Here is a 12077-nt window from a genome sequence, read left to right as displayed (position 1 = left end):
TTTGAAACAATGGTAAACAAAATAGAACATATTGGAATTGCAGTAAAAAATATGGATGATGCCAATGTTTTGTTCGAAAAAATGCTGGGCGTTCCATCCTATAAAATGGAAGCTGTAGAAAGTGAAGGCGTGCTGACTTCTTTTTTTCAAACCGGTAATAATAAAATCGAACTTCTAGAAGCAACAAATCCAGAAAGTCCGATTGCTAAATTTTTGGAAAAAAAAGGAGAAGGAATTCACCACATTGCTTTTGACGTTGATGATATCGAAGCAGAAATTATTCGCCTAAAAGGTGAAGGTTTTGTGTTGATAAATGAAATTCCGAAGAAAGGTGCCGACAATAAATTGGTTGTTTTTCTGCATCCGAAGAACACAAATGGTGTTTTGGTGGAGCTTTGTCAGGAAATTAAATAAAAAAATGTCATTTTAATTTTTAAATAAGACATTGAAAATCAATTTCGTTTTTGAAATTCAGCAAAAGATTTAAAATTAAATACAAATGATGTCTTAAAATATTTGGAGTGAATCAAAAATAGTAGTAATATTGCATCCTCTAAACCGGTCCTATAGCTCAGCTGGTTAGAGCACCTGACTCATAATCAGGTGGTCCCTGGTTCGAGCCCAGGTGGGACCACTTCTTTAGAAATAAAAGCCTTTACAGCAATGTAAAGGCTTTTTTTGTTTTTCTTCCTATTTTAAAATGAAAATAATACAATATTTAACCTCAAATAATTGAATTTTCATTTCCGTTAAATAACTAACTTTATCTGTAAGAAACAAATTTAATCTTACGATGGATAATTTAACTCCCGAACAAAGGAGGAAAAATATGCAGGCGATAAAAAGTACTGCTACAAAAGACGAAATAAGGCTTGCTAAAGCTTTGTGGAATCTCGGTTACCGATATCGAAAAAACAATAAAAAGATATTTGGCAAACCGGATATTACTTTTGCCAAATATAAAATTGCCATTTTTGTAGACAGTGAATTCTTTCACGGAAAAGATTGGGAAGTTCAGCAATTGAGAATTAAATCAAATCGCGAATATTGGATTCCGAAAATTGAAAGGAATATGAAAAGAGATGAAGAAGTCAATGCTTTTCTAGTTTCAGAAAATTGGACAGTTCTAAGGTTTTGGAGTCAAGAAATTAGAAAAAACTTAGATGTGTGTTTGGCTAAAATTGAAGGAACAATAATGCTTTTAAGTATTTAAACCTTTTGAGCTTTTGCTTTCTTAGTTTCAATTTTTTCAATGCACTTAAATATTTCCGAGGCCAATCTTTCAATCACGGGCATGCTTACGGAATTTCCAGCCTGCTTATAAAGACTAGAATTTGAAATAGAAGGTAGTTTATAAGTGTCGGGAAAACCTTGAAAACGAAAACATTCTCTTGGGGTTAATTTTCTAAAACCAAAATCTGTCGTTATAATAGGAACATTATGTCCGCCGGTTCCCATATTTGCAGTTAGCGTGGGGCAGACTTTAGATTTATTTTCTCTTACGTATTGTCTTCTAAACTGGTAAATTCGGTCTTTACTCACAACAGCTTGTTTCAGCATGTTGTACATATATTTCTCTTGCGTGTAATAGAATTTTTTATCGACTTTTTCTTTTGTGATTAAATCGGTAATCTTTTTAGTTAACGGTTCTTTTTCAGGAAAGGTAAATTTAAAGCCTTTTTTTACGAAACTTTTATCGAAAGCAACCATGAATATCCTTTCACGACTATGCGGAATGTTTCCAAAATCTTTGGTATTCAAAATAGCGCTGTCAAAAGTATAATTGCGTTTTTTTATTTCGCTTTGAATTACTTTCATTGTATTTCCGTTATCATGACTTTTTAAATTTTTTACATTTTCAAGAAATACAACCTTCGGCCTCATCTCGTCAATGAAATCCAATATTTTAAAAAAATGATTTCCCCTGCTGTCATTAAAGCCTTTTCTATGACCAGCAAGAGAAAATGGCTGGCAAGGAAATCCTGCGGTAAGAATGTCAATTTTTTTAAGATTTTTAACATCAATCTCCATTACATCAACTTCTATAAGAGTATGGTTGAAATTGTTTCTGTAAGTGATACAGGCTTTTTTATCAAATTCATTCGCCCATTCTAGTTTAAAACCTGCATTTTCAAAGCCTAAACAAATACCGCCGACACCAGCATATAAACTTCCAACTGTATATTTGTTTTTCATTGTTTTTTGGTTTTTAAAAAAGAGCTTGTTTTTTTATTGATAGCCAATGCAAATATATTAATTCAAAAGATTGTTCCCGTGTAAAAAAATAAGATCCAAGGTTTAAGTTTTTACGTAACTTTTAATAAAGAAATTTTGGTTACAGTTACTGTTCTTTTTTTAAAATCAGGAAATTCTTATAAGCTTGCTGAATTAGTAAATAGTAATGAAAATGAGCTTTTTATGAGCTACAACGTTTTCTAAAAAGGGATTAAGCTATTTGTTGAAAAAAGTGTTAAAATTTGTTTTATGTTTTTTGTTTTAAATATTGCTTTTGTGCAAAAAACTTATACTTTTGTCCAAGATTTTGCAAATAGGAATGTATTTATGCAAAATTTCTATTAAAGAATATTTGTTAATAATTATAGCTTGCTTTAGCAGCTTGAATTTTATGAAAAATCTAAAAGCCCCATTTTTAGCAGTTGCTTTAATAATTTTAAATGTTTCCTTTATGGCAGCTGGATCAAGTAATCCTCCCCCTCCAGATATGGCAGGGAAAAGTACTGAAAGTATGACCACAATGAGTGAGGATGATTGTGAGCCATTTTGTAACCCGCCATTTCCAATAGATCAAAATATCGTGTTTTTACTAATTGGCGGTTTAGCATTAGGTGCGACCGTAATATATAAAAATCAAATAAAAAAAGCTTCAATTTAAATTGAAGCTTTTTTTATAGGAAATCAGTAAGTTATTTATTAATAGAATATAGTCTTGAAATGTATTTTCCAACTACATCAAATTCTAAATTGATTTTTGTTCCAACTTTGAAGTCTTTAAAGTTAGTGTGTTCATAAGTATAAGGAATAATTGAAACACTAAATTCATGAGTTTTAGAATTCACAACTGTAAGACTTACTCCGTTTACAGTAATCGAACCTTTTTCTATTGTAATGTTATTTAAATCTTTATCGTATTCAAAAGTGTAATTCCAGCTTCCGTTGGCTTCTTCAATTTTAATACACGTTCCTGTTTGGTCAACATGGCCTTGAACAATATGTCCGTCAAGACGATCGCCAAGTTTCATGCCTCGTTCTAAATTTACAATATCGCCTGCTTTCCAATCACCAATATTGGTTTTTGAAATTGTCTCATCGATTGCTGTTACGGTATAAAGAGAATCTTTAATGGCTACAACGGTAAGACAGATTCCGTTATGCGAAACGCTTTGATCTATTTTTAATTCGTTAGTTATCGAAGAGTCTACTGTTACGTGAAGATTGTTAAGGTCTTTTTTGATTTCGTGAATCGTACCAAGGGTTTCTATAATTCCTGTGAACATTGTGGTTTTATTTTACTAAATTTGCACATCAAAATTAGTAATAAATAAACTGAGCTCATGAATAAAAAAGCAGAAAATATAATTGTTGGAATTTCAGTAGGAGATTTAAACGGTATTGGAAGCGAAGTTATATTAAAAACATTCGAGGATTCTCGCATGTTAGAATTGTGTACGCCGGTTATTTTTGCAAATGCTAAAATTCTTTCTTTCGTAAAAAAAAGTTTTACCTCTACAGTTCAGTTTCACGGGATTGATAAATTAGATCAAGTTGTACCTGGAAAAGTAAATGTTTTAAATCTTTGGAAAGAAAGTATTGATGTAAATTTTGGTGTAAATGATCCAAAAATAGGGGAGTATGCGATAAAATCTTTTGCAGCAGCAACAAAAGCTTTAAAAGATGACGAAATAGATGTTCTGGTAACAGCACCTATTAATAAGTATAACATACAATCTGAAGGTTTTAAATTTCCAGGACATACAGATTATCTAAATCAGGAATTAGAAGGCAATGCGCTTATGATGATGGTGCAGGATAACTTAAGAGTGGGTTTAATTACAGATCATGTGCCTTTAAATGAGGTGGCTTCTCATTTAACAGAAGAATTGATTACTAAAAAAATTGAAACGATTAGAAAATCTTTAATTCAAGATTTTAGTATAGTGAAGCCGAAAATTGCAGTTTTAGGATTAAATCCGCATGCAGGTGATGGTGGTGTCATTGGAAAAGAAGATGATTTGGTTTTGAAGCCAGTTTTAAAGAAGCTATTCGATTCTGGAACAATGGTTTTTGGTCCATTTCCTGCGGATGGTTTTTTTGGAAGCGGTCAATACGAAAAATATGATGCTATTGTGGCAATGTATCACGACCAAGGATTGATCCCGTTTAAAACATTGTCATTTGGAAAAGGCGTGAACTATACAGCTGGTTTGAATAAAGTTAGGACTTCTCCAGATCATGGTACAGCTTACGATATTGCTGGAAAAGACATGGCAGATCACAATTCGTTTACAGAGGCAGTCTATCTTGCAATAGACATTTTTCGCTCGCGTAATCAGTATGAGGAGATTAGCCAAAAACCTCTTAAAATAAAAGAAAAACAGTTATAAACAAAAAAAGGTGAATAAGATTATTAGATTTATAATAATTTTATATCTTTGCACCCCAATTCAGACATCTAGTTATAGAACTGAATTGATCAAATTGATGTTGAAATGAGCAAAACAAAAGAATTTTTAATTCCTTTCGTAGGATTAAAACTAGGAAAACACCATTTTGAGTATCAAATAAATAACACGTTCTTTAAGGACTTTGACTATGAAGAGTTTCAAAGTTCAGATATTAAAGTGAATTTGGTTTTCGAAAAGAAAAGCAACATGTTAGAGTTAGAATTCAAACACAAAGGAACTGTAAATGTGCCTTGTGATCTAACAGGCGAAGATTTTGATCTTCCTATAAAAGGGAAAATGAAATTAATTGTTCGCTTTGGAGACGAGTTCAATAATGATAATGAAGAATTGTTGATTTTGCCGCATGGAGAACATGAATTAGATGTGTCACAATACATTTATGAAATGATTGCACTTTCGGTGCCTCAAAAAAGAATTCATCCAGGTGTTAAAGACGGAACATTACAAACCGAAGCTTTGACAAAATTGAATGAATTAAGTGTAAAAGAACAAAAGGAAGAGAGTAATAAAGAAGAAGATATTGACCCGCGTTGGGAAAAATTAAAGAAACTATTAACGGATAAATAATATAGTAAAATGGCACATCCTAAGAGAAAAACCTCGAAAACAAGAAGAGATAAGAGAAGAACACATTATAAAGCTACTGTAGCTCAAATCGCTACATGTCCTATTACAGGTGAAGCGCATTTATACCACAGAGCTTACTGGCATGAAGGTAAAATGTACTACAGAGGGCAAGTTGTTATCGATAAATCTGAAGCGGTTGCTTAATACGTTTTTGTAAATTATACTAGAACTCTCACATAGTGAGAGTTTTTTTTGTTGGTTATAATTTTTGTTTTTTAAGAAAATATAGACAAAATCGCTTCGTTTTTTTTTGTAATTTTCAAGTCTTTTAAAAATTTTTCAAATCGCAGTATTTGAAAGGAAATAATAGAATATAATGAATAAAATCACAGCCGCTATTACCGCTGTTGGCGCTTACGTTCCTGACTTTGTACTTTCTAACAAAGTTTTAGAAACAATGGTTGATACCAATGACGAGTGGATTACTACTCGAACAGGAATTAAAGAGAGAAGAATTCTTAAAGATGCTGATAAAGGCACATCTTATCTTGCTATAAAAGCAGCGCAAGATTTAATTGCAAAAGCAAATATTGATCCTTTAGAGATTGATATGATTATAATGGCAACAGCAACACCAGATATGATGGTGGCTTCTACAGGAGTATTTGTTGCAACAGAAATTGGGGCTACAAATGCATTTGCATACGATCTGCAGGCTGCATGTTCAAGTTTCTTATACGGAATGTCTACTGCTGCAGCTTATGTTCAGTCAGGACGTTACAAAAAAGTACTTTTAATTGGTGCAGATAAAATGTCATCAATTGTAGATTATACAGACAGAGCAACTTGTATTATTTTTGGTGATGGAGCTGGTGCAGTTCTTTTTGAACCAAATTACGAAGGTCTAGGTTTGCAGGATGAATACTTAAGAAGTGATGGTGTAGGACGCGATTTTCTTAAAATTCCAGCTGGAGGATCTTTGATTCCGCCTTCTGAAGAAACTGTAAAAAACAGACAGCACAATATTATGCAAGACGGAAAAACTGTTTTCAAATATGCTGTGACTAATATGGCCGATGCCAGCGAATTGATTTTACAAAGAAATAATTTGACAAATCAAGATGTAGATTGGTTAGTGCCACACCAAGCTAACAAACGTATTATTGATGCTACTGCCGGAAGATTGGAATTGGATGATTCTAAAGTATTAGTAAATATCGAAAGATATGGTAATACTACTTCTGGAACTTTACCATTAGTATTGGCAGATTTTGAAGATAAGCTTAAAAAAGGAGATAATGTTATCTTTGCTGCGTTTGGTGGTGGATTCACTTGGGGATCTATCTATTTAAAATGGGCTTACGATAAGAAATAAATTAAAACTAAAAACGAATCATTATGGATTTAAAAGAAATTCAAAACCTAATCAAATTTGTTGCAAATTCGGGCGTTGCAGAAGTGAAGTTAGAAATGGATGATGTAAAAATCACGATCAGAACAACTTTAGAAACAAATGTAACTGAGGCAACTTACGTGCAGCAATTACCAACTCAGGCAGCTTTACCTCAGGTAACAGCTCCACAAGTTACTGCTCCAACAGTTGTAAATGTAACTCCAGAAGCACCAGCTGCTAACGATTCTAAATACATAACTATAAAATCTCCAATCATTGGAACTTTTTATAGAAAACCATCTCCAGACAAACCAGTTTTCACAGAAGTAGGAAGCACTATTTCAAAAGGAGATGTTCTTTGTGTAATTGAAGCAATGAAATTATTCAACGAAATCGAATCTGAAGTTTCTGGTAAAATTGTAAAAATTCTTGTTGACGATATGTCTCCAGTAGAATTTGACCAGCCTTTATTCTTAGTAGATCCATCATAAATAAATTTAGATTTTAGATTTTAGATTTTAGAATGGTTCATAATATAAGTTTTGTTAATCATCTAAAATTATCTAATTATCAAATTGTCTAATTATCTAATTAAAATAAGATGTTTAAAAAAATATTAATTGCGAATAGAGGAGAAATTGCACTTCGTGTAATTCGTACATGTAAGGAAATGGGAATCAAAACTGTTGCAGTTTACTCTACAGCCGACGCAGAAAGTTTACATGTTAAATTTGCTGATGAAGCGGTTTGTATTGGTCCTCCTCCGAGTAACTTATCGTATTTGAAAATGTCAAATATCATTGCAGCTGCAGAAATTACAAATGCAGATGCAATACACCCAGGATACGGTTTTCTTTCTGAGAATGCTAAATTCTCTAAAATTTGTCAAGAGCACGGAATTAAATTTATCGGTGCTGCTCCAGAAATGATTGACAGAATGGGTGATAAAGCTTCTGCAAAAGCTACAATGAAAGCTGCAGGAGTTCCTTGTGTGCCAGGTTCAGACGGATTATTAGAATCTTACGAACATGCACAAAAAGTAGCTAAAGAAATTGGTTACCCAGTTATGATGAAAGCTACTGCTGGTGGTGGTGGAAAAGGAATGCGTGCTATCTGGAAAGAAGAAGAGCTTTTAAAAGCTTGGGAAAGCGCGCGTCAAGAAGCTGCTGCTGCATTCGGAAATGACGGAATGTATATGGAGAAGCTTATTGAAGAACCACGTCATATTGAAATTCAAGTTGTTGGAGATTCTTATGGAAAAGCATGTCACCTTTCTGAAAGAGACTGCTCTGTACAACGTCGTCACCAAAAACTTACTGAAGAAACTCCTTCACCTTTCATGACAGATGACTTACGTACGAGAATGGGAGAAGCTGCTGTAAAAGCTGCTGAATTCATTAAATACGAAGGAGCTGGAACTGTAGAGTTTTTAGTGGACAAACACAGAAACTTCTATTTCATGGAAATGAATACTCGTATTCAAGTTGAGCACCCAATCACAGAACAAGTTATTGATTATGATTTGATCCGTGAGCAGATTATGGTTGCTGCTGGAATTCCAATTTCTGGTAAAAACTATCTTCCAGAATTACACGCTATCGAATGTCGTATTAATGCTGAAGATCCTTATAACGATTTTCGTCCTTCACCAGGAAAAATTACTACGCTTCATATGCCAGGAGGACACGGAGTACGTTTAGATACTCACGTATATTCAGGTTATAGTATTCCGCCAAACTACGATTCTATGATTGCTAAGTTAATTACAACAGCGCAGTCTCGTGAAGAAGCTATCAGCAAAATGCGTAGAGCTTTGGACGAGTTCGTAATTGAAGGTGTAAAAACTACAATACCTTTCCACAGACAATTAATGGATGATCCACAATATATCGCAGGAGATTATACAACTGCATTTATGGATACATTTAAAATGAAAGATCCAGAATAATTATAAAGGCTGTCAATTTTTTTGACAGCCTTTTTTCTTTTATATGCACTTTATTTAAAATTCCAATAAATAAACTCCAAATTCCAACTTGGAGTTATAATTTGAATCTCAAACATTGGAATTTGGAATTTGGAATTTTAAAATTTGAAATTTCTTCTTAGGTTACACTTTAAGTGTTTACTTATTACACACTTTTTTTAGCTTTTACACACTTTTTTCTTTTTTCTTTTTTTTGGCATATTTAAGCAAACCCTTTAAATATAGGGCTTTGTAGGGTTTGGCACACTTCTTTTTCATTACGGCATAATAATTTCATTACCTAAAGCGTAAACAACTATTAATATTAAATATATACGTTATGAAAAATTTATTTTTATCAGCCGCAATTGTCTTAGGAAGTTTAACTTCATTCGCTTCAAATACACAAGTAACAAATACAATCGTAAAAACGATTTCTATTGAAGACGAATACACAGAGATCAAATTAGAAGAATTACCAGCTGCAATTACAGAAGCTTTGAAAAAAGCATATCCAGAAGCAGTAATTACAAAAGCATATAAAAACGAAAAAGCAGAGTACAAACTTGACGTTACTGTTGGTGACAAAGTTGGAAATCTTTTCGCTAATGCAGACGGAACTTGGATTAAAAAATAATCTAAAAATTAGATTGGTGTGAAAATCCAGTTCAAGAATACTAAAATCAAATTAACAACATTAAAATATAACTATCATGAAAAATTTATTTTTATCAGCCGCAATCGTTTTGGGAGGTTTAACATCATTTGCTTCAACTTCGCCAATTTCAAATACTATCGTAAAAACAATCTCTATCCAAGATGATTATACAGAAATTAAATTGGAAGAGCTTCCAACAGCAGTAACAGATGCTCTTAAAAAAGCATATCCAGATGCTGTGCTTACTAAAGCATTTAAAAACACAAAATCTGAGTACAAGTTAGAAGTAACTGTTGGAGATAAAACAGGAAATCTTTTTGCAAACGCAGACGGAACTTGGATTAAAAAATAATCTAAGACTAACCCTTAAAAACTATTACTATGAAAAAGTTGATTCTATCGGCAGCAATTGTTTTAGGCAGTTTGTCGATGCACGCAGAAACCACTGCTGTAACCAGCCCAATGGTACAGACAGTTAATGATCAGGATGGATATAAAGAAGTAGACGGAGTTCCGGCAGCTGTAAAGAAAGGCTTAGACGAGGCTTATCCTGGTGTAGTGCTTGAAAAAGCATGGGTAAATGACAAAAAGGAGTACAAAATTGAGATCACTGTTAGAGGTGAAAAGTCAATTGTCTTTACAGACGCTTCTGGTAACATTCTTTAAAAAATAATTTTTAAACCACAATATTATGAAAAAGTTAATCTTATCAGCAGCGATTGTTTTAGGAAGTTTATCGGTAAATGCCGCTATACTGCCAGCAATTTCGATTTCTCAATCAGTACTAATTCAAGATGAATTTACTGAAGTAGCTGCAGACGCCGTTCCAGCAGCAGTAAAGTCTACAGTTGAAAAATCTTTCCCGAAAACTAAGCTTGAAAAAGCTTATAAAAACGAGAAAAACGAGTACAAACTTGAGATTTCAAATGGAGACAAGAAGTATACTATTTTTACAGATGCTTCTGGTAATATCATTAAAAAATAATTAAAAATCAGCATCATGAAAAAATTAATGTTATCAGCAGTTATCCTTTTTGGAACAATGTCAATTCATGCAAATGTATTGCCGGTTTCAGAAGATAGTAATACTACTGTGCTTGTTCAGTCAGAATACACAGAAGTTGCTGCAGATGCTGTGCCTGCAGCTGTAAAAACAGCCTTGCAGACAGCTTATCCAGGAGCAAAACTGGAGAAAGCATTTGTAAACGAAAAAAAAGAGTATAAACTCGATATATCAGTTGGAGACCAAAAGGCTACTGTTTACTCAGATGTCAATGGTAACTGGTTGAAAATATAATTAGGTGAATTTAGATTTATGTTTTTGGTGAAAAAGAGATTGCAGCGTGCAATCTCTTTTTTTTTGCATAATTTTGTGAAAATACAATTTTAATAGTCTTATTTTAGCAAAAAACTCCCTAAACTCAAATGCCGAAGATATTATTGATAGAAGATGACATCGCGTTTTGTAAATTATTAGAAAAATTTCTAATTAAAAAAGCTTACGATGTAACAATAGCTTTCTCTGCTGCAGAAGCGCGTACAGCAGTTAAAAACGAATCTTTCGATTTGATTTTGACAGATCTTCGTCTGCCTGATTTTGACGGTATTGCTTTAATGTCAGAATTCAAAAATTCATACCCCAATATTCCAGTCATTTTGATGACGGGATATTCGGATGTAAATACTGCAGTCAAAGCCATTAAAAATGGTGCGGCGGATTATATTTCTAAACCTTTCAATCCCGATGAGGTTTTATTAGTTATTACTAACGCTCTAAAATCGCAAGAGCTGGAAGACGAAACCGAAACTCCGGTTAAAGAAAAAAAGAAAGTCAAAAAAACAGTTTCTACAGAAAATGAGTTTGTAAAAGGAATTTCTGTTGCTTCTAAAAAACTGTTAGATCATATTGAATTAGTCAGTCCTACTGATATGTCGGTTTTAATTATCGGCGAAAGCGGAACTGGAAAAGAAATTATTGCAAAAAGTATACATCAGCAAAGCCAGAGAAAAAACAATAATTTTATAGCAGTTGACTGCGGTGCTATTCCGAAAGAATTAGCTGCGAGTGAATTTTTTGGTCATTTAAAAGGATCTTTTACAGGAGCGATCAGTGATAAAATGGGTTATTTTGAAGCAGCAAATGGTGGAACATTATTTTTGGATGAAATTGGAAATCTTTCATACGAAAATCAAATTCAGTTGTTAAGAGCACTTCAAGAAAGAAAAATTAAACCCGTTGGAAGTAATAAAGAAATAAACGTCGATATACGCATTATTACAGCTACAAATGAAGATTTGCGCGAGGCAGTAAAAAACGGCGATTTTAGAGAAGATTTATATCATAGAATCAACGAATTCTCTATTCAGTCACCATCTTTAAAAGATCGTGACGAAGATTTAATGGTTTTTGCAGATTATTTCCTAGAAAAAGCCAATCAGCAATTAAATAAAGATATTATTGGGTTTTCTCCAGAAGTAGTTACTATTTTTCAAAACTACAATTGGCCAGGTAATTTACGTGAACTGCAAAATTGCGTAAAACGTGCAACTCTTTTATCTCGTGGTAATTTTATTGAAAGTGATGTACTTCCAGCAGAATTTTTTCAAATTCAAAAACAACAGCCTGCAGCAGGAATGTCATTATCTGAAAATGAAAGAGAGACTATTATTCACGCTTTATCAAAAGCACAGAATAATAAATCGGAGGCAGCGAAGCTCTTAAAAATTACTAGGAAGACGCTTTATAATAAATTGAAACAATACAACATAGAGTAAAGCATTTTTTAAATG

17 protein-coding genes and 1 tRNA gene are annotated in these 12077 nt (G+C 33.0%); 16 read left to right on the top strand and 2 right to left on the bottom strand.

Translation table 11 applies throughout. The features are described from left to right. Positions 1–9: 9 nt before the first annotated feature. The 3 genes from mce to QE431_RS20375 all read left to right on the top strand — a co-directional run bounded on the left by mce (position 10) and on the right by QE431_RS20375 (position 1213). A complete protein-coding gene (gene mce / locus QE431_RS20385; RefSeq protein ID WP_307299751.1) occupies positions 10–414 on the top strand; it encodes a methylmalonyl-CoA epimerase in 405 nt (134 codons plus the stop codon). A gap of 146 nt (positions 415–560) precedes the next feature. Then, a tRNA-Ile gene (locus tag QE431_RS20380) sits at positions 561–634 on the top strand. Positions 635–793: 159 nt separating this feature from the next. Beyond that, the gene (locus tag QE431_RS20375; protein WP_307299750.1) at positions 794–1213 is read left to right on the top strand and encodes a very short patch repair endonuclease; all 420 of its coding nucleotides are present in this window, start codon (positions 794–796) and stop codon (positions 1211–1213) included. Here the strand turns inward: QE431_RS20375 and dcm are convergent. Then, complete coding sequence (gene dcm / locus QE431_RS20370) at positions 1210–2196, bottom strand: DNA (cytosine-5-)-methyltransferase (RefSeq protein ID WP_307299748.1); 987 nt, start codon at positions 2194–2196, stop codon at positions 1210–1212. The genes QE431_RS20375 and dcm overlap by 4 nt on opposite strands. A 430-nt stretch (positions 2197–2626) precedes the next feature. On the opposite strand from dcm, the gene QE431_RS20365 reads away from it, so the two are divergent. Continuing rightward, positions 2627–2893, top strand: a complete 267-nt coding sequence (locus tag QE431_RS20365; protein WP_307299747.1) for a hypothetical protein — start codon at positions 2627–2629, stop codon at positions 2891–2893. Between the two features lie 31 nt (positions 2894–2924). Here the strand turns inward: QE431_RS20365 and QE431_RS20360 are convergent, their stop codons facing one another. Continuing rightward, entirely contained in the window at positions 2925–3515 is a 591-nt protein-coding gene (locus QE431_RS20360; protein WP_057115168.1) for a riboflavin synthase, read from the bottom strand. A gap of 57 nt (positions 3516–3572) precedes the next feature. Here QE431_RS20360 and pdxA point away from each other — a divergent pair, with 57 nt between their 5' ends. From pdxA to QE431_RS20300, 12 genes are all read left to right on the top strand, one after another. Continuing rightward, positions 3573–4622, top strand: a complete 1050-nt coding sequence (gene pdxA / locus QE431_RS20355; protein ID WP_134142668.1) for a 4-hydroxythreonine-4-phosphate dehydrogenase PdxA — start codon at positions 3573–3575, stop codon at positions 4620–4622. Between the two features lie 105 nt (positions 4623–4727). Next, a complete protein-coding gene (locus QE431_RS20350) occupies positions 4728–5270 on the top strand; it encodes a DUF177 domain-containing protein (RefSeq protein ID WP_057115166.1) in 543 nt (180 codons plus the stop codon). Positions 5271–5279: 9 nt separating this feature from the next. Beyond that, on the top strand, positions 5280–5474 hold the full coding sequence (gene rpmF / locus QE431_RS20345; RefSeq protein ID WP_008465217.1) for a 50S ribosomal protein L32: 195 nt from the start codon (positions 5280–5282) through the stop codon (positions 5472–5474). Positions 5475–5646: 172 nt separating this feature from the next. Then, positions 5647–6645, top strand: coding sequence for a beta-ketoacyl-ACP synthase III (locus tag QE431_RS20340; protein ID WP_057115165.1), 999 nt, complete (start codon positions 5647–5649; stop codon positions 6643–6645). Between the two features lie 23 nt (positions 6646–6668). Continuing rightward, entirely contained in the window at positions 6669–7154 is a 486-nt protein-coding gene (gene accB / locus QE431_RS20335) for an acetyl-CoA carboxylase biotin carboxyl carrier protein (protein ID WP_057115164.1), read from the top strand. A 110-nt stretch (positions 7155–7264) separates the two neighbouring features. Then, entirely contained in the window at positions 7265–8611 is a 1347-nt protein-coding gene (gene accC, locus QE431_RS20330; protein WP_057115163.1) for an acetyl-CoA carboxylase biotin carboxylase subunit, read from the top strand. 358 nt (positions 8612–8969) lie between these two features. Continuing rightward, on the top strand, positions 8970–9266 hold the full coding sequence (locus QE431_RS20325) for a hypothetical protein (protein ID WP_307299734.1): 297 nt from the start codon (positions 8970–8972) through the stop codon (positions 9264–9266). A 76-nt stretch (positions 9267–9342) separates the two neighbouring features. Then, on the top strand, positions 9343–9639 hold the full coding sequence (locus tag QE431_RS20320; RefSeq protein ID WP_057115161.1) for a hypothetical protein: 297 nt from the start codon (positions 9343–9345) through the stop codon (positions 9637–9639). Positions 9640–9668: 29 nt separating this feature from the next. Continuing rightward, positions 9669–9953: a hypothetical protein gene (locus QE431_RS20315; RefSeq protein ID WP_307299733.1), complete on the top strand. Its 285-nt coding sequence runs from the start codon at positions 9669–9671 to the stop codon at positions 9951–9953. A 25-nt stretch (positions 9954–9978) separates the two neighbouring features. Continuing rightward, positions 9979–10272, top strand: a complete 294-nt coding sequence (locus QE431_RS20310) for a PepSY-like domain-containing protein (RefSeq protein WP_057115159.1) — start codon at positions 9979–9981, stop codon at positions 10270–10272. 15 nt (positions 10273–10287) lie between these two features. Continuing rightward, positions 10288–10584 (top strand): hypothetical protein, encoded by a 297-nt coding sequence (locus tag QE431_RS20305; RefSeq protein WP_307299731.1) that lies wholly within the window; start codon positions 10288–10290, stop codon positions 10582–10584. Positions 10585–10712: 128 nt separating this feature from the next. Next, positions 10713–12062, top strand: coding sequence for a sigma-54 dependent transcriptional regulator (locus tag QE431_RS20300; protein WP_281866817.1), 1350 nt, complete (start codon positions 10713–10715; stop codon positions 12060–12062). The last annotated feature ends 15 nt before the right edge of the window (positions 12063–12077 follow it).

The sequence above is a fragment of the Flavobacterium sp. SORGH_AS_0622 genome, from assembly GCF_030818825.1.
Taxonomy (GTDB): Bacteria; Bacteroidota; Bacteroidia; order Flavobacteriales; family Flavobacteriaceae; genus Flavobacterium.
Note: the sequence above shows the minus strand (reverse complement) of the source record. Positions and strands in the feature narration are given on the sequence as shown.

Bases quoted from the DNA above. Each gene is read 5' to 3' on its own strand.
- mce (WP_307299751.1), top strand. From the start codon at position 10: ATGGTAAACAAAATAGAACATATTGGAATTGCAGTAAAAAATATGGAT.
- QE431_RS20375 (WP_307299750.1), top strand. From the start codon at position 794: ATGGATAATTTAACTCCCGAACAAAGGAGGAAAAATATGCAGGCGATA.
- dcm (WP_307299748.1), bottom strand. From the start codon at position 2,196: ATGAAAAACAAATATACAGTTGGAAGTTTATATGCTGGTGTCGGCGGT.
- QE431_RS20365 (WP_307299747.1), top strand. From the start codon at position 2,627: ATGAAAAATCTAAAAGCCCCATTTTTAGCAGTTGCTTTAATAATTTTA.
- QE431_RS20360 (WP_057115168.1), bottom strand. From the start codon at position 3,515: ATGTTCACAGGAATTATAGAAACCCTTGGTACGATTCACGAAATCAAA.
- pdxA (WP_134142668.1), top strand. From the start codon at position 3,573: ATGAATAAAAAAGCAGAAAATATAATTGTTGGAATTTCAGTAGGAGAT.
- QE431_RS20350 (WP_057115166.1), top strand. From the start codon at position 4,728: ATGAGCAAAACAAAAGAATTTTTAATTCCTTTCGTAGGATTAAAACTA.
- rpmF (WP_008465217.1), top strand. From the start codon at position 5,280: ATGGCACATCCTAAGAGAAAAACCTCGAAAACAAGAAGAGATAAGAGA.
- QE431_RS20340 (WP_057115165.1), top strand. From the start codon at position 5,647: ATGAATAAAATCACAGCCGCTATTACCGCTGTTGGCGCTTACGTTCCT.
- accB (WP_057115164.1), top strand. From the start codon at position 6,669: ATGGATTTAAAAGAAATTCAAAACCTAATCAAATTTGTTGCAAATTCG.
- accC (WP_057115163.1), top strand. From the start codon at position 7,265: ATGTTTAAAAAAATATTAATTGCGAATAGAGGAGAAATTGCACTTCGT.
- QE431_RS20325 (WP_307299734.1), top strand. From the start codon at position 8,970: ATGAAAAATTTATTTTTATCAGCCGCAATTGTCTTAGGAAGTTTAACT.
- QE431_RS20320 (WP_057115161.1), top strand. From the start codon at position 9,343: ATGAAAAATTTATTTTTATCAGCCGCAATCGTTTTGGGAGGTTTAACA.
- QE431_RS20315 (WP_307299733.1), top strand. From the start codon at position 9,669: ATGAAAAAGTTGATTCTATCGGCAGCAATTGTTTTAGGCAGTTTGTCG.
- QE431_RS20310 (WP_057115159.1), top strand. From the start codon at position 9,979: ATGAAAAAGTTAATCTTATCAGCAGCGATTGTTTTAGGAAGTTTATCG.
- QE431_RS20305 (WP_307299731.1), top strand. From the start codon at position 10,288: ATGAAAAAATTAATGTTATCAGCAGTTATCCTTTTTGGAACAATGTCA.
- QE431_RS20300 (WP_281866817.1), top strand. From the start codon at position 10,713: ATGCCGAAGATATTATTGATAGAAGATGACATCGCGTTTTGTAAATTA.